The sequence below is a fragment of the Mesorhizobium loti R88b genome (genome assembly GCF_013170845.1).
Classification (GTDB): Bacteria; Pseudomonadota; Alphaproteobacteria; order Rhizobiales; family Rhizobiaceae; genus Mesorhizobium; species Mesorhizobium loti_B.
Window position 1 is genome coordinate 5,151,417 of sequence record NZ_CP033367.1, and the last position, 24,329, is coordinate 5,175,745.

Below are 24,329 nucleotides of genomic sequence, written 5' to 3' on the forward strand. Positions count from 1 at the left end.
TGCGTTCGCATGATGAAAGAGATCAGACCGAACCGTCATTCTTGAGGCCGAGCACGTCGATCTTGTCGATGGTCGGCGGGCCAACAAACAGCGTTTCCGCATTGGCCATCAGCGCCTTGGCAATCTCGCCGGTAAGGTGCGCCTGTCGGCCTGCCTCGTCGTGAAAGGCATCAAACACGCCGAAGACGCTTGGCGAAAGCCGCAGGGCGAACCAGATCGGTGTTCCGGCCTCCTGATTGGCCAGTTGCAGCCCGGTTGCGAGGAACGCGGCGACGTCCTTCTCCTTGCCGGGCTTGGCTTCGAAGCGCGCGAACAATGCGAGTTTGATCATTTTGTCTTTTCCTCATCATTTATACGGCCAAGGGCCGTCGAGGAGCACAGTCGCAGCATCGAAGCGGAAACCGTATTGGCAATAATGACATCTTTGATATCATTATTGCCATGAACATTTCCGTCCTTGCGCTTGACGGCGTCTTCGACACCGGACTGGCCACCATGCTCGACGTTTTCGGCACCGCCAACGAACTGGCTGGAATGCTGGCATCGCCGCCCGGCCATTTCGCCACGACCATTGTCGGGGTGAGCGACACAGTCCACACCGGGCAAGGCCTTCAGGTGCCAGTCGTCCCGATGGGCACCGAGCCGGCCCCCTATTGGCTGGTGATCCCGGCGATCGGCAAGAAGATGCCGGGCCCGCTTGGCGACGCGCTGAAGCGAAACGACATCGCCCTGGCGACCAAGGCGTTGCGCGCTGCCGCCGAAGTCGGCACCCGCATCGGCGCTGCCTGCATTGGCACCTTCATCCTGGCGGAGACCGGCCTGCTCGACCGGCGGCCGTCAACCACGACCTGGTGGCTGGCGCCGATGTTCCGACAACGTTACCCGCAAGTGCGGCTCGACGCCTCACGCATGCTGATCAATGATGGGCAGTTCGCGACCGCCGGTGCGGCGCTCGGCCATATCGACCTCGCTTTGATGGTGATCCGCCAGACCAGTCCCGAGCTTGCGGCGCTGACTGCGAAATACCTCGTCGTCGACAGCCGCCCGTTGCAATCCGCCTACGCGATCTCCGATCACCTCGCGCATTCGAACCCTCTGGTCGAACGTTTCGAGCGCTGGGCGCGCGGCCATCTCGCCGCCGGTTTCAATCTTGAGGAAGCAGCTACGGCACTGGGTGCCAGCAAGCGGACGCTGTCGCGGCGGGTCAACGACGTACTTGGCAAGACGCCGCTGTCCTATTTCCAGGATCTGCGCGTCGAGCAGGCCGTGCATTTGTTGAAGACCACATCCGATAGTGTCGATGAGATCGCCGCCAAGGTCGGCTATGGCGACGGGGTCACGTTGCGCAATCTGTTGCGCCGGCGGCTGCGCAAGGGCGTGCGCGAAATCCGCACCGCAAACTGATCCACTCCTGAATTCTCCCCTCCCGCGCGACACGAATCCGCCTATAGTGCGCCCATGCCCATTCGCCAGCTTTCCGAAACGATGATCAACCAGATCGCCGCCGGCGAAGTCATCGAGCGTCCGGCGAGCGTGGTCAAGGAACTGGTCGAGAACGCGCTCGATGCCGGCGCATCGCGCGTCGAGGTCGTCACGTCAGGCGGCGGGCTGAACCTGATCCGCGTCACCGATGACGGCTCGGGCATCCCCGAACCGGAGCTTTCGCTGGCGATCGCACGCCATTGCACCTCCAAGCTCGTCGAGGACATCAACGACATTCGCTCGCTTGGCTTCCGCGGCGAGGCATTGCCGTCGATCGGCTCGGTGTCGCGGCTGTCGATTCGCTCGCGTACGGCCTCGAGCGACAGCGCCGCCGAGATCGGCATCGAAGGCGGCCGCGTCCTGCCCGTCAGGCCGGCGGCGGCCAATCGCGGCACCACGGTCGAGGTGCGCGACCTGTTCTTCGCCACGCCGGCCCGGCTCAAATTCATGAAGGGCGAGCGCGCCGAAAGCTCGGCGACCAGCGATGTGGTCAAGCGCATTGCCATCGCCTTCCCCGCCGTGCGGTTCACGCTGGCTGGTACGGATCGCTCAACACTTGAACTGCCGGCGACCGACGACAGTCCGGAAGGCAGCCTGCGGCGCGTTGCCCAGGTGATGGGCGCGGAGTTTCCCGACAATTCCATTGCCATCGACGCGATGCGCGAAGGCGTGCATCTAACCGGCCATGTGTCGATCCCGTCCTTCACCCGCGCCAATGCGTTGCAGCAATATGCCTATGTCAATGGCAGGCCGGTGCGCGACAAGCTGATCGCCGGCGCCATCCGCGGCGCTTTCGCCGACGTGCTGCCACGCGACCGCCACGCGGTGACGGTGCTGTTTCTTTCGCTCGATCCGGCCATCGTCGACGTCAACGTCCACCCGGCCAAGGCCGACGTGCGCTTCCGCGATCCGGGCCTGGTGCGCGGGCTGATCGTCGGCGCCATTCGCCAGGCACTGGCCGACGCCGGCATCCGTTCGGCCACCACGGGAGCCGCCGCCATGATGGCGGCGTTCCGGCCAGGTGCGGCATCCTACGGTCACGGCGGCCCGGCCAATGGCCATCGCAGCTACGACGCGGCCTATCGCGCGTCAGGCTCGACCGGTTTCGATCCCTCGCGCTCGCCGCAGCGGCCGCTCGACATGCAATTCGAAGGCGCGGACTTTGTACGCGCCAGGAATGGCGACTTTGATGAGCCCGACCAGGCGGCGTTCGATGCCGGCTCGCTGGCCAGCGCCGATGCGCGCGCCAGTCAGGATATGCCGGCGGAGACGCTGCTTGGCGCGGTGCTGGGTGTGGCACGCGCCCAGGTACACGAGAACTATATTGTGGCGCAGACAAGCGATTCGCTGATCATCGTCGACCAGCACGCGGCCCATGAGCGGCTGGTTTATGAGGCGCTGAAGAACGCGCTGCATTCGCGGCCAGTGCCTTCGCAGATGCTGCTGCTGCCTGAAATCATCGATCTGCCGGAGGAGGACGCCGAGCGGCTCGCCATGCATTCCGAGACACTCGCCCGCTTTGGCCTCGGCATCGAGCGTTTCGGCCCGGGCGCCGTCGCGGTGCGCGAGACGCCGTCGATGCTGGGCGAGACCAATGCCCAGCAATTGGTGCGCGATCTCGCCGACGAGATCGCCGACAACGACACGGTCGAGACGCTCAAAGAACGGCTGGACAAGATCGCCGCGACCATGGCCTGCCATGGCTCTGTGCGCTCCGGCCGGCTGCTCAAGGCCGAGGAAATGAACGCGCTGCTGCGCCAGATGGAGGCGACCCCGGGGTCCGGCACCTGCAACCACGGCCGGCCGACCTATATCGAATTGAAGCTCGCCGATATCGAAAGGCTGTTCGGGCGGCGGTAACGAGTTCGGTTCCAGTGAGGTCGGCGCCAAGCCCCCACCCGGACCTCCGGTCCGACCTCCCCACAAGGGGGAGGTAGAGCGCCGAGCTATTCCGCATGAGCGCAGTTTCTGTAGGCCGGTAGATCGCTTCCTCACCCTCCCCCTTGTGGGGGTCCGAAGGACGGGCGAGACCCGTGGCTCGCCCCGGGCAAGTCGCTGCGAAGCAGCGGGGTGGAGGTCCGAAAAAGGGTCGCTTTTCAGCGGCCTTTTCGATTCAGGAAAACCTTCCAACCCTCGGTTTTACCTCTTCAAATTGACCACGATGACGCCGCCCAGCGCCAGTGCACCGCCGAGGATGCCGAGCAGCGTCGGCACTTCGCCCAGCCAGAAGAAACCGATCAAAGCCGACATAGGCGAGACCAGATAGAGGAAGTTCGAAGCGCGCGCTGCCGGCAGGCGCGACAAGGCGGTCGCCCAGGCGGCGTAGGCGATCAGGCTCGGCACGATGCCGAGAAAGATCACGGCGCCGAGGCCTGCCGTATTGGCCACAGCTGCCTGCGCAAAGCCGCTTGGAAGAAAGGGGGACAGGCAAAGTGCGCCAAGAATCATGTTCGAGGCTGAGATGGTCAGCGGGTGATGACGGGCAAAGAGCGGCTTCTGGACGATCGTGTTGACGGCCGAGCAGAGCGCGGAGCCAAGAACCAATAGCGCCCCGGCATTGAAGTGCAGGCCATGGCCGTCGGCCACGGCGATGATGCCGATGCCAGCGAAAGAAATGACCGTGCCGGCCCAGGCCCACCTTGAGAAGCGTTCGCCGAGCAGGGCCATTGCCATGATGGCGGTAAAGATCGGGCTGACATTGATGATGAAACCGGCGGCCCCCGCCGAGACGGTCAGTTCGCCGAAATTGAGCATGACGGTGTAGAGCGCGACGAAGATGGCGCCGCCAAAGACGAGGCGCCACACTTCGTCGAGCCTGGGCAATGCCGGACGCTTGACGGCAAGAAAGATCGCCGCCGGTACCGCGGCGATGCCAAAGCGCAGGGCTCCCAGCTCCAGCGGCCCGAAGGCGGCGAGGCCGGCACGGATCGCCGGAAAGGCCGACGCCCAGCCGACCACGGTGAGCGCCACGGCGATGGCTGCGGTGGTGTCCATCCGCTGTGTCGGATTCAACGTGCCGGTCGTTGCGCTCATCTCACTGTCCTCGTTATCCTGCGTCTTGGAGTTAGACAACGCCCTTTTCGGTCTGTTGACAAACGACCAGATCGAGGATCAGCTGTGATTATGGATCACAGCTCAGACACAATGGTGCCACTTGAAACCCTGCGCGCCTTCGACGCGGCGGCACGCACAGGCAGCTTTTCGGCGGCGGCTGAAAAGCTCAACATCACCCATGGCGCGATCAGCCGGCAGATCGCCAAGCTCGAGAACTGGCTCGGGCTCAAGGTGTTCGATCGCGGCGCGCGCGGCGTGACGCTGACGATCGAGGGCAACCGGCTGCATCTGCGCACATCGGAAGCTTTCGCGCTGATTTCGAGCCATTCCGACCGTTGGGTGGAGCCACGCGGCACGGCAGTGGTGCGGCTGACCTCGATCCCCTCGGTCAGCGGGCTGTGGCTGATGCCGCGCATGGCGGCACTGGAGAACAATCCCAGCAAGCTGCGCATCGTGCTCGATGTCGACATCCGCCAGGCCGACCTTGCCGATGAAGGCATCGACCTGTCGATCCGCTGCGGCCGTGGCGGCATTCCAGGCCGCGTCTCGGTGAAACTTTTCGAAGAGCATGTCTTCCCCGTCGCCTCGCCAGAACTGGCACGCGAGATCGGACACGGCGACCCTGCCCGGCTGCTCAAATTTCCGTTGATCAACGATTCCGACGCCTCCGGCTGGCGCGCCTGGTTCGCGGCGCAAGGCATGGACTATCGCCCGCGCCCGCAGGACCGCCGCTTCGAGGACTATAATCTGGTGCTGGACGCCGCTGCCTATGGGCTCGGCATCGCATTGGCGCGGCCGCCGCTGACTGGGCATCAGCTGCAGTCGGGCCGAATCACCACGGTCGATCAGCGCACCGCGCTCAATCCGGTATCCTACTGGCTCGACCGGCCGATGGGGCGGCCGCGCACTGCGGCGGCGGACCTTGCCCGTCGCATCGCGCAGCAGGCCGGATTGGCTACCGACAAGATCGAGGCTTTCATCGAGGCGGAGCGTTAGGGTTCCCGATTCGCACTTCAGCGAAGCAGCAGCAGAACGAACCCGACGATCATGGTTGCCAGCAAACCGGTCATGATCGAAACAAAACCGATTTTCACCAGCAGGCGCTCGGGGTTCGGTGCCGCACCGTGGGATTGATTGGCAGCTCTTCGCTGTCCCGCCGGCACATCGAGAGCAGCGGCGCCGCGCGGAACCGGAGCCGGCGGCGGAATAAACGACAGCAACGAGACGCCCGCACTCCTGGCGGGAGCGTTGTCATTGGCCGTTGCCGCAGGTGGCACGAAGGCTCGCTGCGTTTCGGCTTGCGGCTCTGCCTTTTTCGCCACGATCTCGGCCAGTACAGCCTCGTCTCTCGCATCGAGCTGAGCCTGATAAGCGTCGACAATGCCTGACGAAGCAATCTGCTGCGATTTGACGGCTATAGGTGTCGCGGGCATCGCCAACAGCGCCGGCGCCGTCCGTTGCGCGAACAAAGAGGGCGCTGGGGGCTGGACCAGTTCCCTGACTAGAGCCGTCCTGACCGGATCGGCCTTCGCCGACGGCACGGGTTGCGGCGTCATCGCCTCCTTGAGCAAGGAAGCCAGGCGGGCGGAAGAAATATCCATGATGCCCCCAACAAAAGCGCTTTTCGCACCTATCGTAGCGCCTCAGCATTGTCCGAGGCTTGTCGCGAGCTTGACCTTGGCGGCGATTTGTGGCGATGAAATCCGCATGAACCTCGGCACCACCGCATGATGAACCGTTTCGAAGGCCCGGGCGGCAAGGAAGCCCGCATCCGCTACCTTGATGGCGATTTCCAGGTCACCAGCCCCGGCTCGTTCGTGCGCTGCGCCGTGACCGGTGAAAGCATCCCATTGGATGAGCTGAAATACTGGAGCGTCGCCAGGCAGGAGCCTTATGCCAACGCGACCGCCTCACTGCGCCGGGAAATCGAAGTGCATCCAGAACTGCGCAAGCGGGTTTAGAGCAGTTCACCGTTTCACGGAAACGGCGACCTGCTCTAAATCCTTGTTTTGACGCAATTCCCAAGGGAAAGCGCTGCGCGCTTTTCCCGGGAAAACCGTTTCACACTTTTCCTGGAATTGCTCTAGCCCTTCAGCTTGCGCTGGCGCCAGGCATCCAACGTCTCGTCAATGATGCGCTCGGGAACGTGGTCGAGCTCGAACACCGTATCGATTTCCAACACCTCGAGCCGGTCCAGAAAATCCTGTGAGGCGCCATGGCGCAACCGGGCGGCGTCCTTGGCCGTGGTGATGAGGCCGAGGCCTTCGGTGCGCGCCGTCGTCGCCAGTTCGGCGAGCTCGTCCTCGGCGTAGAAATGATGGTCCGGAAAGGGCCGGGAGAGAACCACCTCGCCGCCGGCCGCGCGCACTGTGTCGAAGAATTTGTCGGGATGGCCGATGCCGGCAAAGGCCAGGAACCGCCTTCCGGCAAGCCCGGCCTTGCTGCTTGGCTCGGTGTGGGCCTCGAAGATCGGACGGCCGGCACGCGCTGCCTGGCGCACAACGGCGTCGGCGGCGGTGCCCTCGCCCATTTTCAGCAGCCCGCTGGTGAAGACCAGCTGGTCGACGATCTTGGCCCTGAGCGGGCCGCCTGGAATGACGCGGCCATTGCCGATCCCGTAGCGGGCATCGACGACGACCAGCGCGTAATCGATATGGATGCGCGCGCTCTGAAAGCCATCATCCATGATCAGGAAATCGCAGCCGTGTTTCTCCAGCAGCAGCCGGGCGCCGGCGGCGCGGTTCGGCGTCACCGCGACTGGCGCGTGTTCGGCCAGCAGCAGCGGCTCGTCGCCGACATGCCTGGCGCTGTCGTGGTGAGAATCGACAACATGCGGCTCGGCGAAGGAGCCGCCATGGCCGCGTGACAGAAAACCGGGTTTCAGCTGCATGCGCTTCGCCTGTTGCGCGAGCGCGATGGCCACCGGCGTCTTGCCGGTGCCGCCGACTGTAAAGTTGCCGACGCAAAGGACGGGCGCCTCGATCTTCTCACGCCGAGCCCGCCGCATGCCACGGCCGGCAACGATCGCATAGACGGCCGACAGCGGCGACAGCGCCAGGACTTTCCAGTCCGGCTCTTCCCACCAGAATGGTGGTGCTTCGGAGGCCACGTTAGCGCCCGTTGGCGCCCTTCAGGCGCGACTTGACGACCAGCGGCTGGATGTAGGGTTCGAGCGATTTCAGCGTGCGCGCCAAGGCGCCGCGCATCTCATCGACGGTCGCGATGCCCGCCGCCATCATCTCGTGGCGCGCCACTTCATTGCTCAGCAGGAAATTGACCGCACCGGCCAGCATGTCGCGATCGCGCACCAGCTTGGCACCGCCGCTGTCGATCAGGCGCTGATAGGCTTCGCGAAAATTCTGCACATTGCGCCCGGCCAGAACCGCGGTATCGAGCATGGCCGGCTCAAGCGGATTCTGGCCGCCCTCCGAGGTCAGCGAACGGCCGACGAAGGCGATCTCGGTCAGCCGGAGATAAAGCCCCATCTCGCCGATCGTATCGCCGAGCAGGATATCGGTGTCGGCGGTGATCCTGTCACCTTTGCTGCGCCGCGCGACCTTCAGGCCCATGCCGGAAATCTGCGCGGCAAGCGCCTCGGCCCGATCGGGGTGGCGCGGAACGACGATGGTCAGCAGGCCGTGGTGACGCTTGTGCAGCGTCGCGTGGACTTCCGCCGCGACCACTTCCTCGCCATCATGGGTCGAGATCGCCGCCCAGGTCGGGCGGTCGCCAATCTGCCGCCGCAGCGTTGCCAATGCTCTTTCGTCGACCGGCGGCGGATTGGTGTCGACCTTGAGGTTGCCCGACACCGTGACCGGCCGGGCGCCGAGCGCGCGAAAACGCTCACCATCGACATCGGACTGGGCAACGACATGAGCGAGGTTCTCGAACAGCGCCTCGGCGATGTTGGCCCGCTTTTTCCACGAGCTGAACGAACGGTCGGAAAGCCTGCCATTGACCAGCACCTGCGGTACATGGCGCGCGCCAAGCTCTAGGATGGTCATCGGCCAGATCTCGGATTCGGCGATGATCGCCAGGTCCGGCCGCCAATGATCGAGGAACCGGCTGACCGCCGGTTTCAGATCAAGCGGCACATATTGGTGGATGATGCGGTCGCCGAGCCGCTCGTCGGCAACCTGGGCCGATGTCACGGTGCCGGTCGTCAGCACGATGTTGACGCCATAGTCGAGAATGCTCTCGACCAGCGGCACGACGGCTATGGTCTCGCCGACGCTCGCGGCATGGATCCAGATCACCGGTCCTTCGGGACGCGGGCGGCCGGCGACGCCGTAGCGCTCGCGGCGGCGGTTGCGATCCTCCTTGCCGCGCGAGGTGCGCCAGGCAACATAGGGCCCGACCAGCGGATAGGCGGCGGCACCCGCGAAACGGTATGCCGACAGCATGGCGCGCGCCCAGAGACCGCTCATCGCCGACCATCCACGAGACGATACGCCTCGGTCGTCGCGGCATTGAGCGCGGTGGTGATTTCCTGGCGCTTGCGCTCCATTTCGGCTTCATCGGCGTCCGCCGCCACGAAGATCGGCGTGCCGATGGTCACGGCGGAACGGCCGAACGGCAGGTTGATGGTGGTCTTGTCCCAGCTTTTTTGCAGCACCTTTCGGCGGCTTGTGGCGATGGCGACAGGCAGCAGAGGCCGGCCGGAAAGCCGCGCCAGGAGAACGATACCGAGCCCGGCGTCGCGCGGCGTGCCGTGCGGAATGTCTGCTATCATGGCGACGTTCTTGCCTGCACTGAGCGCCTTTTTGAGGGCGATAAGGGCCTTGGCCCCCCCCTTGTCGAGATGCCTGGCATTGTCACGCCCGCCGGACCCGCGCACCGCCTCGATGCCGAATTTTTCCAGCATCAGCGCGTTGAGCTCGGCATCGGCGCTGCGCGACACCATGGCGACCAGCGGTTTGCGCTTGGGGTAATAGGCCGGCGTCAACAGATGCTGGCCATGCCAAAGCGCGATGATGCCGGGCTCGAACTCCGCATACGCCCCAGCCGAAAAGCGTGCCGATCCGGCGACCAGCGGGCTGGTCAGGCGAACCAGCCGCACGAATTGCGCCAGCAGGCTGGCAATGGCGTTCTTGACGAATCGCGACTGGGCGAGCGGTTCGCGGACCTTGCGCCAGAACGCCTTGGTCGTGCGGCTGCCGCCCCTGCCCGTGGACGCGGCATCGCTGGCTGGCTCTTTCGCCAGGTCATGCTCCATCGAAGTCAACCGGCGACCTTGCTGTCGGGATCCAGCAGGCGGTGCAGATGAACGACGAAATAACGCATATGGGCATTGTCCACGCTGGCTTGCGCCTTGGCTTTCCACGCCGTGTGCGCGGTTTGATAGTCCGGATAAACGCCGACGATGTCGAGCGCGTCGAGGTCTCGGAACTCGGTACCGCCCAGTTTCTTCAGTTCGCCGCCGAACACCAGATGCAAAAGCTGTTTCTTCCCGTCTTCCGCGGTCATGTCGGTCCTTCACATATTGTGAGTTTGTGACAGGTCTAGACCAAAGCCGCCGACTTTGGAACCTTCGAAAATGCTTTCACGCATCCAGCCCGGCGATGACATCGACGAGCACCGCCAGCAATTCACCGCTGCCGGCGGCGAGCGCACCGTGGCGGGTCACCTCGCCGGCATAGAGCGGGGCGCGGCCATGCGGGTCGAGCAACTGGCCGCCGGCCTCGCGCAGGATCAGATCGGCGGCGGCGACATCCCAGTCATGGGCGTTCGGCTTGACGAAGGTGGCATCGAGCGTGCCATTGGCGATCATCGCCAGCCGGTAGGCCAACGAGGGGCTGTAGGGCGCCCGTGTCAGCCGCTCCTGCCAGCCGGCCGGCATCAGGTCGATCAACTGCTTCAACCCGGAAATCTCGGCCTTGTCGCCAAGCGAGCGCACCGCGATGCGCTTGCCGTTGCGGAATGCGCCCTGGCCTGGCAACGCCCAATAAGTCTCGTCCATCGCCGGGCATTCGAGCACGCCGGCGAGCGTGCGGCCATGCTCGACGACGGCAACGCTGACGCACCAGGTGCGCTGTCCCTCCAGGAAGCCGCGCGTGCCGTCGATCGGGTCGACGACGAAGGTGCGGCGGGCCGAAAGCCGGGCCGGGTCGTCGACCGTCTCTTCCGACAGCCAGCCATAATCCGGCCGCGCCGCCAGCAGCGTGCGGCGCAGGTAGGCGTCCGCCGCGTGATCGGCTTCGCTGACCGGCGAGGTGCCGCCCTTCATCCAGACCTGCGGGCTGTTGCCAAAGTAGCGCATGGCGATGAGACCCGCCTCGCGGGCGGCATCGCGCAGCAGCGGCAGATCATCGGCTACACCGGCAGTGGTCAGATCATGCTCCGGCAAGGGTCATGCCTTCGATCAGGAGCGTGGGTGAGGCCGTGCCGAAATTGCGGTCGAGGTCATCAGCCGGCACCATGGTAAGGAACATCGTCTTCAAGTTCGAAGCGATGGTGACTTCGGCGACCGGATAGGCCAGTTCGCCATTCTCGATCCAGAAGCCGGAAGCGCCGCGGCTGTATTCGCCGGTGATCATGTCGACACCCTGGCCGAACACTTCGGTGACATAGAAGCCGGTCTTGAGCGATTTGATCATGTCCTGCGGCGAGCGTTCGCCCGGCTCGATGGCAAGATTGGTGGAAGACGGCGAGACGGAAGAGCCGCCGCGCGCGCCGCGCCCGTTGGTGATCAATCCCAGTTCCCGCGCCGTCGAGGTCGACAGGAACCAGTGGTTGAGCACGCCCTTTTCGACCATGAGAAGCTTTTCGCCTTCAATGCCTTCGCCATCGAACGGGCGCGAGGCCTGACCGCGCGGCCTGAGCGGCTCGTCGGTGACAGTGATCGTGGATGCGGCCACCTGTTTGCCCATCATGTCGCGCAGGAACGAGGTCTTGCGCGCGACGGACGCGCCGTTGATGGCACCGGCAAGATGACCGGCGATGCCGCGCGCGACACGCGGATCGAACACCACGTCGACCGGTCCGGTTGCCGCCTTGCGCGCGCCGATGCGGCGGACGGCGCGTTCACCGGCCTTGCGGCCGATATCCTCTGCTGCATCGAGATCGGCAAAATGCTGGTGCGATGAGTATTCATAGTCGCGCTCCATGCCGGTGCCCTCACCAGCAATAACGCTGGCGGAGCGCGAAAAGCGCGAGGCGACATAGTGGCCGAGGAAGCCGTGCGAGGTGGCCAGCACCAGCCCGCCCAGCCCGGCACTGGCTCCACTGCCGGCCGAATTCGTCACGCCCTTGACGGCAAGGGCGGCGGCTTCCGCCGCGAGTGCGGCTTCCTTCAACTGGTCGGCGGAGACTTCGGTGGCGTCGAACAGGTCGAGATCGCGCGTTTGTTTCGCCAGCAGCGCCGGATCGGCCAGGCCCTGATAGGGATCCTGCGGCGACACTTTCGCCATCGCCACGGCGCGTTCGGCCAATGCAGTCGGGTCGGATGCGGCGGTGGCCGAGACGCTCGCCACCCTCTGGCCGACGAAGACGCGCAGCGAGACGTCCTCGGCCTCCGACGATTCGGTGGCCTCGACCTTGCCGAGCCGCACCGATACGCCGGTGGAGCGGCCGCGCACGGCGACCGCGTCGGCGGCATCGGCGCCAGCCTTCTTGGCGGCCTCGACCAGTGCTGCGACGCGGTCAGTCAGTTTTGCTGCTTCTGATGTATCGGCCATACCTGTATTCCTGCTGTTGCGGCCGGCGTTCGGCCGCTGCCCACCCATCTATTGTTCCGGTCTGGCTTGTGCAATGGCATAGGCTTCAATCAAAATGCATCGGTACATGGTTCCTATCGCGAACCCGGTGACGCATAACCAGTCTGCACGGAGCATTCGATGACGCCCTTCCATCTCGCCTTCCCAGTCCGTGATCTCGATGAAACCCGAACTTTCTATGGCGAAGTGCTGGGCTGCGCGATTGGCCGCTCGTCGGCGACCTGGGTCGATTTCGACCTTTTCGGCCACCAGATGTCGGCGCATCTACGGCCGCAGGCAGCTAAAGCCGCCAGCGACGGCAAGGTCGACGGCATTTTGGTGCCGATCCCGCATTTCGGCGCCGTGCTGTTGATGGACGACTGGCAGCGCCTGGCGACGCGGCTGGAAGCGCGCGACGACATAGACTGGCTGGAACGGCCGATGGTGCGCTTCAAGGGCGAGCCCGGCGAACAGGCGACGCTGTTCATCCGCGATCCCTCCGGCAACGCCCTGGAATTCAAAGGCTTTAGCTCGCTGGAACAAATTTTCGTGCATTGAGGTAGGCGCGACGTGACGCGCCCGGAGCTTAGGACTCAGCGACCGGCGTCCAGATGACATCCTCGATCTTCTGCGCGCCGGTCGCCAGCATGACCAGCCGGTCGAAACCAAGCGCGATGCCGCTGGCCTGCGGCATGATGGCAAGGGCTGCGAGAAAATCCTCGTCGAGCGGGTAGCGCTCGCCATAGATGCGCTGTTTCTCGTCCATCTCGAGGATGAAGCGCCGGCGCTGCTCCTCGGCATCGGTCAGTTCGCCAAAGCCGTTGGCGAGTTCGACACCGCAGCAATAGAGCTCGAAGCGCTCGGCAACGCGGGCATCCTTGGGGCTCGGCCGGGCGAGTGCCGCCTCTGCGACCGGATATTCGCACAGGATGGTCGAGCGCCCGATGCCCAGATTGGGTTCGATCTTTTCCACCATCACTCGGCTGAACAGGTCGGCCCAACTGTCGTCGGGCGCCGTGCGCAGGCCGGCTTGAACCAGGGCGGCGTGGAGAGCATCCCGGTCGGTGCCACCGTCAGCGCCGACCGTGGCCAGGAGATCGATGCCGGCATGGCGGATGAAAGCATCCGCCACCGTCAGCCGTTCCGGCTCAGTGAACGGATCGCAGTCGCGGCCCCGGAAGGAAAAGCGCGTGGCCCCTGCCCTTGTCGCGGCCAGCGCCAGCAGATCGGCGCAATCGCGCATCAGGCTCTCATAGGTCTCGCCCACCCGGTACCATTCGAGCATGGTGAATTCGGGATGGTGCAAGGGGCCACGCTCGCGGTTGCGATAGACCGGACCCAGGCTGAAAATACGCTCCTCGCCGGCGGCAAGCAGCTTCTTGCAGGCGAATTCGGGCGAGGTGTGGAGATAAAGCGGCGACCGCGCGCCATCCGGGCCGACCACTTCCGTGGCGAAGGCCGCCAGATGCGCCTCATTGCCGGGCGAAACCTGCAGGGCCGCCGTTTCCACCTCGATGAAATCGTGGCGAGCGAACCAGTCGCGCAAGGCAGCCTTCAAGCCGTTGCGCAGCAGCAGGCGCGGGCGGCGGTCGGCGTGAACGTCAGGCGTCCACCAGGGCGAAGCGGCGGTCATAGGCAGCCTGAAGGCGTGCTGGCGCACCTTGGGGGCTGGCGGTTCGCGCCAAGATGCGCTACCAGCGCCGCACAAGCCGGCAAATGCCCGTCAACTCTCGCAGGATTTAAAACCGTGGTGAAAGTCATCGCCAGTTCGCTCCGCAAAGGCAATGTCGTCGACAAGGACGGCAAGCTTTATGTGATCCTCTTTGCCGAAAACATCCACCCAGGCAAGGGCACGCCCGTGACGCAGCTCGACATGCGCCGCATCGGCGACGGGGTGAAGGTTTCGGAGCGCTACCGCACCACCGAACAGGTGGAGCGCGCCTATGTCGAGGAGCGCGAGCACACCTTCCTCTACGCCGACGGCGAAGGCTACCACTTCATGAACCCGGAAACCTACGACCAGGTGGCGGTGTCGGAAGCAGTTGTCGGCGACGCGGCGCCCTATCTGAAGGAAGGCATGCCGGTGCAGGTCTCGCAATTCAACGGCATCGCCATAGCCTTGGTGCTGCCGCAGCGCGCCACCTTCGAAGTGGTCGAAACCGAGCCGACGACCAAGGGCCAGACGGCCTCGTCCTCCTACAAGCCCGCCGTGCTCTCCAACGGCGTGCGCACCACCGTGCCGCCGCACATCGCGCCCGGCACCCGCGTGGTGGTGATGACGGCCGATGGCGCCTATGTGGAGCGGGCGAAGGACTGAGGAGCGGCTGTCACGAGCATCTCGCTCGCCGGCCGGCCTCTAGGACAATCGTTCCCGCTATGCGATGCGGCGTTCGAGCCCGCTTCGCCCTTCGGCGATGCACGCCACGATGTAAGCGGCATCCTGGCCGACGCCTGAGAACCGGCCCGAGCCCCAGGTCCACAGCCAGGGCAGACCGAGGAAATAGAGGTTGGGTGCGCGTTTCGAAACGCCGCGCCAGTGGTCGGGATAGCCACTGTCGTCAAGCACCGGTACATCGAGCCAGCCATAGTCGATTGAAAACCCCGTCGCCCAGATGACGGTGCGGATATTTTCCTGTTCGAGATCGATGGCAGGCGGCATTCCGCCAGGGGTCCATACCGGCACGTAGGGCGCCTCGACCGGCGCGTCGATACCGTGTTCGGCGATCCATTTGTCGATTTCGGTCTTGATCCGGGCTGCGGTCGCGTCGGCATTGTCGAGATTGGCGGCCAGATTGTTCTCGAAACCGATCTTGGCCCCGCTGATGTCCTTCAGGCGGCCATGAAGCGCCATGCCTTCGCAAGCGAACCGCCTGAGATCGATCTCGCGACCGCCGTCGCGGCCGGTCATGTAGTGATTGGCCTTGCGCCGCACGCCTTCCTTTTGCGGATGGTCGTCGACAGTGAGCGCATAGTGTCCCATGTCCACCAGCCAGGACGTGACGTCGCGGCCACGATAGTTGCGCGGCGCGCGCGGCGCGCTACCGACCGCCAGATGCACCTTCTTGCCTTCGAGATGCAGATCCTCGGCGATCTGGCAGCCGGATTGGCCAGTGCCGATGACCAGCACCGCGCCGTCGCCGGTCTGACGCGCATTGCGGTAGGTCGAGGAATGGAGCTGCAGAATGTCCGCCGGCAGCTGTCCGCCCGAGCGCGGAATCTTGGGCCTGTGATAGCCGCCGGTGGCGATGATGACGAAATCGGCGGTGCAGGACCCTTCATCGGTCTCGATCGCATAGGCAGAGCCCTGGCGTTTGACCGAGCGGACGCCACATTGCTCGCGCAACGGCGGATCGAAGCGGGCGCGATAGGCCTGGATATAGGCGATGATCTCGTCGCGCAGCATGAAACCGTCCGGGTCTCTACCGCCAAATTCGCGGTCATAGGAAAAACCCGGCAGCGTGCATTGCCAGTTGGGCGTCACCAGGCAGAACGCGTCCCAACGCTGGTTCAGCCAATTGGTCGCAACCCTGTCCTTCTCGAACACGACATGATCGATGCCGCGTTGTTTCAGACACCAGCTTGCCGAAAGCCCGGCCTGGCTGCCGCCAACCACGACCACGGTATGATGTTCGATCGCCACGAAAGTCCCTTTCCGCTCGCCATCAATCCATCGACAGGATTTCGACCGCGCCCGATGGCTGAAGCGCGGCCTTTGACTGCAGTGCCTTGAGCTGGGCTACGGCGCGCGAGCATGGCGCGCCGTAGCGAGCCTCGACGCGACGGCTCGCCGCCAACAACGCCGCTTCGCTGACCGCGAGGAAATTTGCCAGTGGGTGGACGTCGCCGGTGGCGAGATGTTCCCGAACCACGGTAGAGGGCGAGTAGCAGAGGTCCTCGCTGCCGTCCGGCCAACGTATCCTGAAGCGGACCTCAGGCATGTTTGGCCTCTTTGGTCGGCGCCTCGGGCGCACAGCCGATCAGTGGCTCGGCATGGATATCCCGCACGACGGCGCGTCCCGAAGATGAGCGGATCGAAACGGCACCGGACCCATCGATGCTGCCGATAACGGCGGCGGCGATGTCGCGGGCAGCGAAGGCCGAGCAGATTTCCGCGGCGGCCGGGGGCCTGGCGGCCAGCAGATAGCCGAAGCTCGGGAAGGTCGTCAGCCAGCGCTCGATATCGGCGCCGGCCGGCATCGGCAGTGCCTCGATATCTATGTCAATGCCGACGCCTGAACATTCGGCCAGCATTGCCGCGGTGCCGATGATGCCGCCCTGGCTGATGTCCTTGGCGCAGACCGAAAGGCCGCGCTCCGCCAGCATCGGCAACAAGTCGAGATCGGCGCGCAGGCGTTCGGGCGGCGCTGTGCTTGCTGCGTCGAAAAACGGATAGGGGTCGTGGTATTTGCCACGCAGGTCGATGGCCGCGATCAGCACGTCGCCGGGCGACGCATCGAAACTGGTCAGCAGCGCCCTGGCGTGGCCGAGCACGGCGACCGACAGCTGCCTGCCGGCTGCACGCAAATTCGTGTGGCCGCCGACGATCGGCACGCCATAGGCGGCCGAGGCGGCGCGCATTCCGGCCAGAATCTCCGCCGCTTCGGCAACGCCGGGTGCCCACAATGCGTTGACCACCGCGAGCGGTCTGCCGCCCATAGCGGCGACATCCGACAAATTGACCATCACCGCCGACCAGCCGGCGAACCAAGGCATCGCCTCGACGAAGCTGGCAATCATCCCTTCGCAAGCGAACAGGCTCCAGCCGTCGCCGCAGGGTATTGCCGCCGTATCATCGCCAACGGCAATCGCCGAGGCGCCGCCGATGCCGAGTGCCTCGACCGCATGCGCGATGTCGGTCTTGCCGGTCACGCCCGGACTTCGCGCCAGCCTCTCAGCCAACGCAGCGATGTCGGCGCCCGCGCTCATGCGATCTCGGCCGTGCGGGTGACAAAGCCGGCCGCGCCGTCTGCTATCGGCGGATAGAAGGAAAGATCGGCTTGCATGTGATGATGCGGATGACCGTGAAAACTGGTCTCGCCAAGCGATATCCAGTGCAGTCGCTGGAACAAGAGAACGTTGCGGCTCTGCACATTGGCCAGAAACCGCGTCGCACCTTGGGCATGGGCCGAGGAGACGGCGAGCCGGATGAGCGATGTGCCAAGTCCCGCCTGGCGGCGGTAGGCCTTGCACACCGCCAGCCGCGACCCCCACCATTCGCCCGGCGCGTCACCGGTGTGGATACGCACGGTACCGACCACCTCGTCGTCCCAGCCGCATTGGTCGGAGAGCGCGACGATTGTCACCGCGCGATCGTCGATGGCGTCGCGGTCGTCGCCGTCGAAAATGCCTTGTTCGTCGCAGAACACCGCGCGGCGCAAGCGGGCAGCCCCTTCGCACTCCCATGGCCAGATGGCAAATTTCACCCGGTGCTGCGGCGAAATGTAGGGCTGGACCGGTTCGAACATCATGGCTTCAGCTCCTCATAGGCGGAAAGGGCAGAACAGGCGCCACAGCGGCCGCAGCCGGCCTTGATGGTGTCGCGCGTCATGCCGGCGGCCGCCAGCATCGCGCCGAGCGGCTTCAGCACGCCGTGCATGAAGTCGGAGGACGGTGCCTTGTGATCCTCGAGCGGGGTGCCGGAAATGGGCACGAAGGGTACGACGAATGGATAGACGCCGAGCGCAATCAGCCTCTCGCACATCGACAGGATGGCTTGGCCGGTATCGCCGAGGCCGGCCAGGATGTAGGTCGACACCTGGCCGCGGCCAAACACCGGCACCGCCGCCGCGAACGCCTCCATATAGCGCGCCACCGGTACTTCCGCCTTGCCGGGCATAATGCGGGCACGCACCTCCGGTGTCACCGCTTCGAGATGCATGCCGAGCGCGTCGATACCGGCCTCGCGCATGCGGACGAACCAGGCGTCGTCATCTGGCGGCTCGCATTGCCCCTGCAGCGGCAGGTCGACGGCCGCCTTGATGGCGCGTGCGCTTTCAGCCAGCACGGCGGCGCCACGATCGGTCTTGTTCGGGGTGCCGGTGGTCATCACCATATGCTTGACGCCGTCAAGATCGACCGCGGCCCTGGCGACTTCGGCGAGTTGCGCCGGGCTTTTGTGGGCGATGGTGCGACCGGCGGCGAGCGACTGGCCGATGGCGCAGAACTGACAGGTCTTCTTGCGGCTTTCATAACGGATGCAGGTTTGCAGGACCGTTGTCGCCAGCACGTCCTTGGCGTGCAGGACGGCGATCTGCGAATAGGGAATGCCGTCCGCCGTCGACAGCGCGTAGAAGCGTGGCTGGCCGGGGAAGCCAACCTTGCCGACGGCAAGACCATCGCGCTCGATGACACTCTCGCCGCCGGCGTCGGGCTTCAGCGCCGTATAGGGAGAGATGAAGGCAGCGGCCGTATGCACCGGCGCCATGATCGGCCTGCCGTTGACGAGCAGTGCCTTGTGGTCGGACGGACCGGCGCCACCCCGGCGGCTCGGCGCGCCGGCGCTGGGATCAACCAGCCTTAGCCCGAAGGACTGGATCTCGTTGATCAGCATCTCCGGGCTCATCGCCGCTGTCTCGATCTTCATCTCGCAGGCTCCTTGTGGAAAGAGGCGGCCACCCGGAAGCGACCGGTTTCGGACGGGTGTCGATGGTCAGGCTGAGTAGTTCGGGACGCGCATAGTGCCCAACCGAATCCATCATGCGCTTGCGCTTGGTGACCAGCGCCATGTCCATGTCGGCGACGAGCAGTCCTTCGCCCTCGGTCAAAGGCGGCACCAGATGTGCGCCCTCGGGCGTGATGATGGCCGTGTAGCAGCCTCCCGACAGCGCCTTGATCATGGTGCCGTCGGGATTGATGGCGGCCTTCTGGGCATCGGTCAGCCAGCCGGTGGCGTTGATGACGAAACTGGCCGCTTCGGCAGCATGGTGGCGGATCGCCGCCTCGATCTGATCGGCGAAAATCGGCCCGACCATCGAGCCTGGAAACTGCGCGACATGGATTTCCTCATGCTGGGCCATCAGCGCGAAGCGGGCGAGCGGATTGTAGTGCTCCCAGCAGGCCAGCGCGCCGACTCGGCCAACCCTGGTGTCGACAACCTTCAGTCCCGAGGCATCGCCCTGCCCCCAGACCATGCGCTCGTGATAGGTCGGTGTGATCTTGCGCCGCTTCAGCGCCAGCGTGCCGTCAGCATCGAAGACGAGCTGAGTGTTGTAGAGCGTGCCGTGGTCGCGCTCGTTGACGCCGACGACCACGACGATGCCATGGCCGCGGGCGGCAGCGGCAAGGTTCTCCGTCTCCACGCTAGGCACCAAGACGGCCTCGTCGTAAAGCGCCAGATGCTTGGCGCCGATCTTCACCGGCGGATCGATGAAGGAGAAATAGGGGTAGTAGGGCACGAAGGTTTCCGGGAACACGACGATCCCCGCGCCCTTGCCGGCGGCGTCGGAGATGGTGTCGAGGACCTTCTCCAACGTTCCGCCGGGCCGGTCGAGGACCGGCGAGATCTGTGCGGCGGCGGCACGCACGCTCCTCTTGTCGGGCCTCCTGTCGGACATCGCGATCGTCCTATACGGTCCAGGTGTCGAGGATGAACGCGTTGTCCCTGCGATGCAGCAGGATCAGGTCGAGCACATCCAGCGGCGAGATCGGCACGATGCCTTCCTGCAGCGATGGCTCGCCGTGGCCGTAGAGCGCCTGCAGGGCGAACCGGCAGGCATAGACCTTGCCGCCCTCAGCCATGAAGTTCTTGAGCTGGTTGTTGAAATTCTGGGCGCCCGGAAAGGCCTCGTCCCCGAGCTTCGGGAACCCACGGATGACGCCCAGCGTCACGCCCGGCCCATAAAGCAGTATCGTCGTCTCGAAGCCCTTGCGGATCAGCCGCTTGCCCTGCAGCAGATTGACCAGGCCGATCGAGCCCTCGAAGGCGACGGTATGGAAGGTGATGAGCGCCTTGCCGCCCGGTTCGGCCTTCACATCCTCGAAGACCTTCTCCTCATAGTCGACGAGAAAATCACCGATCTCGTGTTTCTTCATCGCAACGGCTGGCATGCATCTCTCCTGGTTGCTCTCGCCCGACCGGCCCCTTGCCGTCGGATGGTTCGAAAGATGACGCCCGCGGTGCGCAAGCCCAGAGCTTTCAAGGACTTGCGTTGCAATCGCCGTGCCAGTTTGTGCACTGCAAACAATGCATACACTTGCAAAAATGAATGCATCCAATGATGCAATCGCTTTCGCAATCATGCTGGTTTCAGTCGTTTTGATTGCCTAGCAAGGCGCCCGAGCGCCAGGTATCTTCGCCTAATCTTTAGGCAAAGAATTCTGTTGCTCAAAAATAGCCCGACCCCTAGTCTTTGCATGCTGCACCTGCGAACCGCGACAGCGCACCTGCGAGAAGCCAGTGACGATGACGGACGATTGGCGACCGGACATCTCCGACCCGCACAGGCCGGCCTACCTCGCGCTTGCCGAGGCCATAGCGCGCGACCTGACGACGGGGCGGCTGAAGCCGGGTGACCGGTTGCCTAGCCAGCGAACGCTCGCGGCGGCCCTTGGCCTGAACTTCACGACCGTCTCCCGTGGCTATCGCGAGGCCCATCGCAGGGGGCTGATCGAGGCCAGGGTCGGCTCCGGCAGCCATGTCGCCAGACAGCCGGACAGCACGTCCGTCAGCCTCCGTCGCCGCGACCTCTCCGACCGGACCATGAACCAGGCGCCGGAGCTGGACGATCCAACCCTGCTGCGGCGCATGCGTGCAATCTGGGAGGAAACCAGCGAGGATCTCGGCGCGTTGCTGCGTTACCAGTCGCCGGGCGGCTCGGCCGAGGACAAGGCGGCGGCATTGCGCTGGCTGTCACGCCGCGGCATCGAGGCGACTTCCGAAAAAATCATCATCTCGCCCGGCACGCACGCGGTCATGCTTGCCATCCTGCGCTCTATCGCCAGGCCCGGCGACACGATCTGCTCGGAGGACATCACCTACCCCGGCATCATTGCGATCTGCGACCATCTCGGGCTGAAGCTGGTCGGCCTTCCGTCGGATGCGCTCGGCCTCGATCCGCAGGCGCTCGCCGATCGCGCATTGGCCGGACCGGTGCGGGCACTTTATCTCAATCCAACGATCCGTAACCCGACCACCCACACCATCGTGGCCAAACGCCGGGCCGAATTGGTGGAAGTGGCGCGGCGCTTCGGCATCGAGATCCTCGAGGACGACGCCTACGGGCTGTTCCCCACCGACGCGCCGCCGCCGCTGGTGATGCTGGCGCCTGAACTGACCTATCACATCGTCGGCCTGTCGAAGTGCCTCGCCGCCGGCCTGCGCGTCGCCTATGCCGTGATGCCGTCCGGCAAAAGCGCCGAGACGATCGGCGCGCAGCTCAAGACCGAGATCGTCATGGCCTCGCCGCTGACGACGACACTGGCGACGCGATGGATTGAAACCGGCGTCGCCGACGAGATCCTGCAGCAGCTGCGCCTGGAGTCACGGCTGCGCCAGAAGATCGCGGCGGAAATGCTGCCCATGCACACCATGACCGCCGATCCCGAAGGCTTTCATATCTGGATCACGCCGCCAAAACCTTGGACGCGGCAGCGCATCGTCGACTGGATGCGCGGCCATGCGCTGGGGGCCGTGGCGAGCGACGCCTTCGTGGTCGGGCGAACGCCACCGGAGGCACTGCGGCTCTGCCTTGGCGGGGCGGCGACCCGCGCCGACATGCAGCGGGCGCTGGCGTTCATGATCGACGCCTTCAACAATCCGCCGAGCTTCCCCCATTAGCGTTTTCAGCCCGAATTGCGGAAAACAAATGGTTGGCAGTTCAACCTTCTATCAGGAACTGAACGGCTCCGGGTCGGCGGACCGGATCGCTCACCCGGCCACGCGCTTCCCGCGTTTTGCCTTGGCGCCCCGCGCCTCCACCACCTTTTCCACCTGCCGCTTCAGCTCGTCCTTGATATCCGCCGTGTCATTCATCAAGGCGTCGATCTTAAGGAAATCGAGCACGCGGTATTTTGAGACTGCCGGGCGGACCAGGATATGGGGCTGACCTTGCTTCAGCTTGTTGGCGATGATCGACTGCATCATCAGCTGGGTGGCGCCGAACATCAGGTCGACGGAGGTCGGCTGCTTGCGGTCGGCTTCCTCAGGCGCGCCGACCACGTCGACGCCGATGATGATGTCGGCGTCGTGCTCGATCAGGTCGAACGGCACGGGGTTGTATATGCCGCCGTCGATCAGCAGCCTGCCGTCGCGCATCACCGGGCGGAACACGGCAGGAATGGCGGCCGAGGCCGCAAGTGCCGAGTGCAGGTCACCTTCGTCGAACACGGCGAGCTTGTGGCCGAAATAGTCGGTCGCCGTCACCTTCAGTGGGATTTTCAGCTCGGCGAAGGTTTCGGGGATGGCCTCGGGCAGAAACGCCTTGAGGATGCGCTCGACATTGAACTGGCTGACCCGGATGCCGTTCTGCATGGCTTCCGCGATCGTGCCCGGGCGCGCGCGCCACATGCGGCTCGCCACCTCGGCGCGGCGGCCGAGGATCGAGCGGGCATAGTCGTGGATGTCCTTGCCGGTCATGCCGGCGGCCATGCCGGCGCCCATGATGGCGCCGATCGACGAGCCGGCGATCGCCACCGGCTTGATGCCGAGTTCGTCCAGCGCCTCGATGACATGGATATGCGCCAGCCCGCGCGCGCCGCCGCCGCCGAAGGCTATGCCAAAGGTCGGGCTCATCCCTTGCCGGCCCCGGCCAGCGGCGGCCCGACCACCATGATGGTCGGCTCGGCCGTCAGCAGCTTTTTCGCCGCCGCCTTGACCTGGTCGAGCGTCACCGCGTTGATGTAGCCGGCGCGTCGCTGCATATAGTCGATGCCGAGATCGTCGAGCTGCAATTCGACGAGCGTCGCGGCGATGGAACTCGACGAGTCCAGATTGTTGATGGCATAGGCGCCGACCATGTATTTCTTGGTCGCCGCCAACTCGGCTTCGGTCGGGCCGTTCTCGGCCATTTCTTTGACGACATCGCGCACGATGCCGAGCGTCTCGGCCACGCGGTCCGAGCGCGTGCCGGTGGTGACGATAAGCGCGTTGGCATGGTCCTGGTTGACCAGCGAGGAGTTGACGCCATAGGCCAGCCCTCGCTTTTCGCGCACTTCCTGGTACAGGCGCGAGGTGAAGGTGCCGCCGCCAAGGATCTCGTTCATCAGCACAGCGGGGAAGAAATCCGCCGACTTGCGCTTCACGCCCGGCCAGGCGAGCTGCAGCGAGGTCTGCGGCAGGTCGTAATTGACTTCCAGATGCTGCGCCAGCTTGGGCTCGACATCGGCGACGGGGGTGAGCGCCTGGCTTTGCGGCAGGTCGCCGAACACCATGTCCAACTTCTTCTTCAGCGTCTCGGCATCGATGGCGCCGACCACTGCGACATGCAGGCCGCTGCGCGCGAACACCGCCTTGTGCAGGGCCTTGAGATCGTCCTGCGTGATGGCGGCGATGCTCTGCCTGGTGCCTTGGTCCGAGCGCGAATAGGGGTGGTCGCCATAGATGGCGCGCGCCCATTTGTTCTGCGCGATCGTGTCAGGATCATTCTCGTTGGCGATGATGCCGGACAGGATCTGGGAGCGGATGCGGTCGATCGGCGCCTGGTCGAAGCGCGGCTCGTCTACCGCCAGCCGCAGCAGGTCGAAGGCCTCGTCGCGCTGGTCGGCCAGCATGCGCATCGAGCCATAGATGCCGTCACGGGTCTCGTCGAAGCTCATCTCGGCACCGGCATCGTCGAGCCTGATCTGGAAAGCTTCCGAATCGAGTGACCCGGCGCCCTCGTCGAACAGGCCGGTCATCAGATTGGCGAGGCCTTCCTTGCCCGGCGGATCCTGCGTCGAGCCGCCGCCGAAGACGAAGCGGACGGCGACGACCGGCACGGAATAGTCCTCCACCAGCCAGGCCGTGATGCCTTTTGGCGAGGTGACCTGCTGGATGTCCATGGCGCGGGCGGCAAGTGCGGGCAGGATCAGGAAGAGGATGGAGAGGACAAGGGTTGCCAGTGCGGCGCGCGTTCTTCCTTCTCCCCTTGCGGGAGAAGACAAGGCATGGCGGTGCAGGTTCAT

26 protein-coding genes are annotated in these 24,329 nt (G+C 64.8%); 7 read left to right on the forward strand and 19 right to left on the reverse strand.

All coding sequences use genetic code 11. The features are described 5' to 3' along the window. Positions 1-22: 22 nt before the first annotated feature. Positions 23-331 carry a putative quinol monooxygenase gene (locus EB235_RS25250; RefSeq protein ID WP_027034676.1) on the reverse strand — a complete coding sequence of 103 codons (309 nt, stop codon included), beginning with the start codon at positions 329-331 and terminating at the stop codon, positions 23-25. A 110-nt stretch (positions 332-441) separates the two neighbouring features. Here EB235_RS25250 and EB235_RS25255 point away from each other — a divergent pair, with 110 nt between their 5' ends. Together EB235_RS25255 and mutL are read left to right on the forward strand one after the other, a co-directional pair. Further along, complete coding sequence (locus EB235_RS25255) at positions 442-1,404, forward strand: GlxA family transcriptional regulator (protein WP_027034675.1); 963 nt, start codon at positions 442-444, stop codon at positions 1,402-1,404. Positions 1,405-1,458: 54 nt separating this feature from the next. Continuing rightward, positions 1,459-3,342, forward strand: coding sequence for a DNA mismatch repair endonuclease MutL (gene mutL, locus EB235_RS25260; RefSeq protein ID WP_027034674.1), 1,884 nt, complete (start codon positions 1,459-1,461; stop codon positions 3,340-3,342). 279 nt (positions 3,343-3,621) lie between these two features. Here the strand turns inward: mutL and EB235_RS25265 are convergent, their stop codons facing one another. Beyond that, positions 3,622-4,515, reverse strand: a complete 894-nt coding sequence (locus EB235_RS25265) for a DMT family transporter (protein ID WP_027034673.1) — start codon at positions 4,513-4,515, stop codon at positions 3,622-3,624. A 90-nt stretch (positions 4,516-4,605) separates the two neighbouring features. On the opposite strand from EB235_RS25265, the gene EB235_RS25270 reads away from it, so the two are divergent. Then, positions 4,606-5,532: a LysR substrate-binding domain-containing protein gene (locus EB235_RS25270; protein WP_027034672.1), complete on the forward strand. Its 927-nt coding sequence runs from the start codon at positions 4,606-4,608 to the stop codon at positions 5,530-5,532. Between the two features lie 17 nt (positions 5,533-5,549). On the opposite strand, the gene EB235_RS25275 is transcribed toward EB235_RS25270, so the two are convergent. Then, entirely contained in the window at positions 5,550-6,107 is a 558-nt protein-coding gene (locus EB235_RS25275) for a hypothetical protein (protein ID WP_245268945.1), read from the reverse strand. Between the two features lie 156 nt (positions 6,108-6,263). Here EB235_RS25275 and EB235_RS25280 point away from each other — a divergent pair, with 156 nt between their 5' ends. Beyond that, positions 6,264-6,497 (forward strand): DUF2093 domain-containing protein, encoded by a 234-nt coding sequence (locus EB235_RS25280; protein WP_027034670.1) that lies wholly within the window; start codon positions 6,264-6,266, stop codon positions 6,495-6,497. 122 nt (positions 6,498-6,619) lie between these two features. Here the strand turns inward: EB235_RS25280 and lpxK are convergent, their stop codons facing one another. From lpxK to EB235_RS25310, 6 genes are all read right to left on the reverse strand, one after another. Continuing rightward, on the reverse strand, positions 6,620-7,645 hold the full coding sequence (gene lpxK, locus EB235_RS25285) for a tetraacyldisaccharide 4'-kinase (protein ID WP_027034669.1): 1,026 nt from the start codon (positions 7,643-7,645) through the stop codon (positions 6,620-6,622). A gap of 1 nt (position 7,646) precedes the next feature. Next, complete coding sequence (waaA, locus tag EB235_RS25290; protein WP_027034668.1) at positions 7,647-8,963, reverse strand: lipid IV(A) 3-deoxy-D-manno-octulosonic acid transferase; 1,317 nt, start codon at positions 8,961-8,963, stop codon at positions 7,647-7,649. Next, the gene (locus EB235_RS25295; protein ID WP_027034667.1) at positions 8,960-9,751 is read right to left on the reverse strand and encodes a lysophospholipid acyltransferase family protein; all 792 of its coding nucleotides are present in this window, start codon (positions 9,749-9,751) and stop codon (positions 8,960-8,962) included. The genes waaA and EB235_RS25295 overlap by 4 nt, the downstream gene beginning before the upstream one ends. A 5-nt stretch (positions 9,752-9,756) precedes the next feature. Then, complete coding sequence (locus EB235_RS25300; RefSeq protein ID WP_027034666.1) at positions 9,757-10,002, reverse strand: DUF4170 domain-containing protein; 246 nt, start codon at positions 10,000-10,002, stop codon at positions 9,757-9,759. A 76-nt stretch (positions 10,003-10,078) separates the two neighbouring features. Next, the gene (locus EB235_RS25305) at positions 10,079-10,882 is read right to left on the reverse strand and encodes a 3'(2'),5'-bisphosphate nucleotidase CysQ (protein ID WP_027034665.1); all 804 of its coding nucleotides are present in this window, start codon (positions 10,880-10,882) and stop codon (positions 10,079-10,081) included. Continuing rightward, on the reverse strand, positions 10,869-12,212 hold the full coding sequence (locus tag EB235_RS25310) for a TldD/PmbA family protein (protein ID WP_027034664.1): 1,344 nt from the start codon (positions 12,210-12,212) through the stop codon (positions 10,869-10,871). The genes EB235_RS25305 and EB235_RS25310 overlap by 14 nt, the downstream gene beginning before the upstream one ends. A gap of 159 nt (positions 12,213-12,371) precedes the next feature. Between EB235_RS25310 and EB235_RS25315 the strand changes: the two genes are divergently transcribed. Continuing rightward, entirely contained in the window at positions 12,372-12,788 is a 417-nt protein-coding gene (locus tag EB235_RS25315; protein ID WP_027034663.1) for a VOC family protein, read from the forward strand. 28 nt (positions 12,789-12,816) lie between these two features. On the opposite strand, the gene epmA is transcribed toward EB235_RS25315, so the two are convergent. Further along, positions 12,817-13,863 (reverse strand): EF-P lysine aminoacylase EpmA, encoded by a 1,047-nt coding sequence (epmA, locus tag EB235_RS25320; RefSeq protein WP_027034662.1) that lies wholly within the window; start codon positions 13,861-13,863, stop codon positions 12,817-12,819. A gap of 114 nt (positions 13,864-13,977) precedes the next feature. Here epmA and efp point away from each other — a divergent pair, with 114 nt between their 5' ends. Continuing rightward, positions 13,978-14,547 (forward strand): elongation factor P, encoded by a 570-nt coding sequence (gene efp, locus EB235_RS25325; RefSeq protein WP_023782984.1) that lies wholly within the window; start codon positions 13,978-13,980, stop codon positions 14,545-14,547. Positions 14,548-14,604: 57 nt separating this feature from the next. Here efp and EB235_RS25330 read toward each other — a convergent pair whose 3' ends face one another. The 7 genes from EB235_RS25330 to EB235_RS25360 are packed head-to-tail and all read right to left on the reverse strand — an operon-like array spanning position 14,605 to position 20,276. After that, positions 14,605-15,870, reverse strand: a complete 1,266-nt coding sequence (locus EB235_RS25330) for an MSMEG_0569 family flavin-dependent oxidoreductase (protein ID WP_027034661.1) — start codon at positions 15,868-15,870, stop codon at positions 14,605-14,607. A gap of 22 nt (positions 15,871-15,892) precedes the next feature. Next, on the reverse strand, positions 15,893-16,168 hold the full coding sequence (locus tag EB235_RS25335; RefSeq protein WP_027034660.1) for an MSMEG_0570 family nitrogen starvation response protein: 276 nt from the start codon (positions 16,166-16,168) through the stop codon (positions 15,893-15,895). Further along, the gene (locus EB235_RS25340; RefSeq protein WP_027034659.1) at positions 16,161-17,156 is read right to left on the reverse strand and encodes a sll0787 family AIR synthase-like protein; all 996 of its coding nucleotides are present in this window, start codon (positions 17,154-17,156) and stop codon (positions 16,161-16,163) included. Before EB235_RS25340 ends, EB235_RS25335 begins: the two co-directional genes overlap by 8 nt. Further along, positions 17,153-17,698, reverse strand: a complete 546-nt coding sequence (locus tag EB235_RS25345) for an MSMEG_0567/Sll0786 family nitrogen starvation N-acetyltransferase (RefSeq protein WP_027034658.1) — start codon at positions 17,696-17,698, stop codon at positions 17,153-17,155. Before EB235_RS25345 ends, EB235_RS25340 begins: the two co-directional genes overlap by 4 nt. Continuing rightward, positions 17,695-18,792, reverse strand: a complete 1,098-nt coding sequence (locus EB235_RS25350; RefSeq protein ID WP_027034657.1) for an MSMEG_0568 family radical SAM protein — start codon at positions 18,790-18,792, stop codon at positions 17,695-17,697. The genes EB235_RS25345 and EB235_RS25350 overlap by 4 nt, the downstream gene beginning before the upstream one ends. Then, entirely contained in the window at positions 18,737-19,783 is a 1,047-nt protein-coding gene (locus EB235_RS25355) for a Nit6803 family nitrilase (protein ID WP_027034656.1), read from the reverse strand. Before EB235_RS25355 ends, EB235_RS25350 begins: the two co-directional genes overlap by 56 nt. 10 nt (positions 19,784-19,793) lie before the next feature. After that, positions 19,794-20,276, reverse strand: a complete 483-nt coding sequence (locus EB235_RS25360; protein WP_027034655.1) for an MSMEG_0572/Sll0783 family nitrogen starvation response protein — start codon at positions 20,274-20,276, stop codon at positions 19,794-19,796. A 355-nt stretch (positions 20,277-20,631) separates the two neighbouring features. Here EB235_RS25360 and EB235_RS25365 point away from each other — a divergent pair, with 355 nt between their 5' ends. Continuing rightward, on the forward strand, positions 20,632-22,005 hold the full coding sequence (locus EB235_RS25365) for a PLP-dependent aminotransferase family protein (RefSeq protein ID WP_032926137.1): 1,374 nt from the start codon (positions 20,632-20,634) through the stop codon (positions 22,003-22,005). Positions 22,006-22,095: 90 nt separating this feature from the next. Here EB235_RS25365 and EB235_RS25370 read toward each other — a convergent pair whose 3' ends face one another. Together EB235_RS25370 and EB235_RS25375 are read right to left on the reverse strand one after the other, a co-directional pair. Next, complete coding sequence (locus EB235_RS25370; RefSeq protein WP_027034654.1) at positions 22,096-22,959, reverse strand: patatin-like phospholipase family protein; 864 nt, start codon at positions 22,957-22,959, stop codon at positions 22,096-22,098. Continuing rightward, a complete protein-coding gene (locus EB235_RS25375; protein ID WP_032926136.1) occupies positions 22,956-24,329 on the reverse strand; it encodes a M16 family metallopeptidase in 1,374 nt (457 codons plus the stop codon). The genes EB235_RS25370 and EB235_RS25375 overlap by 4 nt, the downstream gene beginning before the upstream one ends.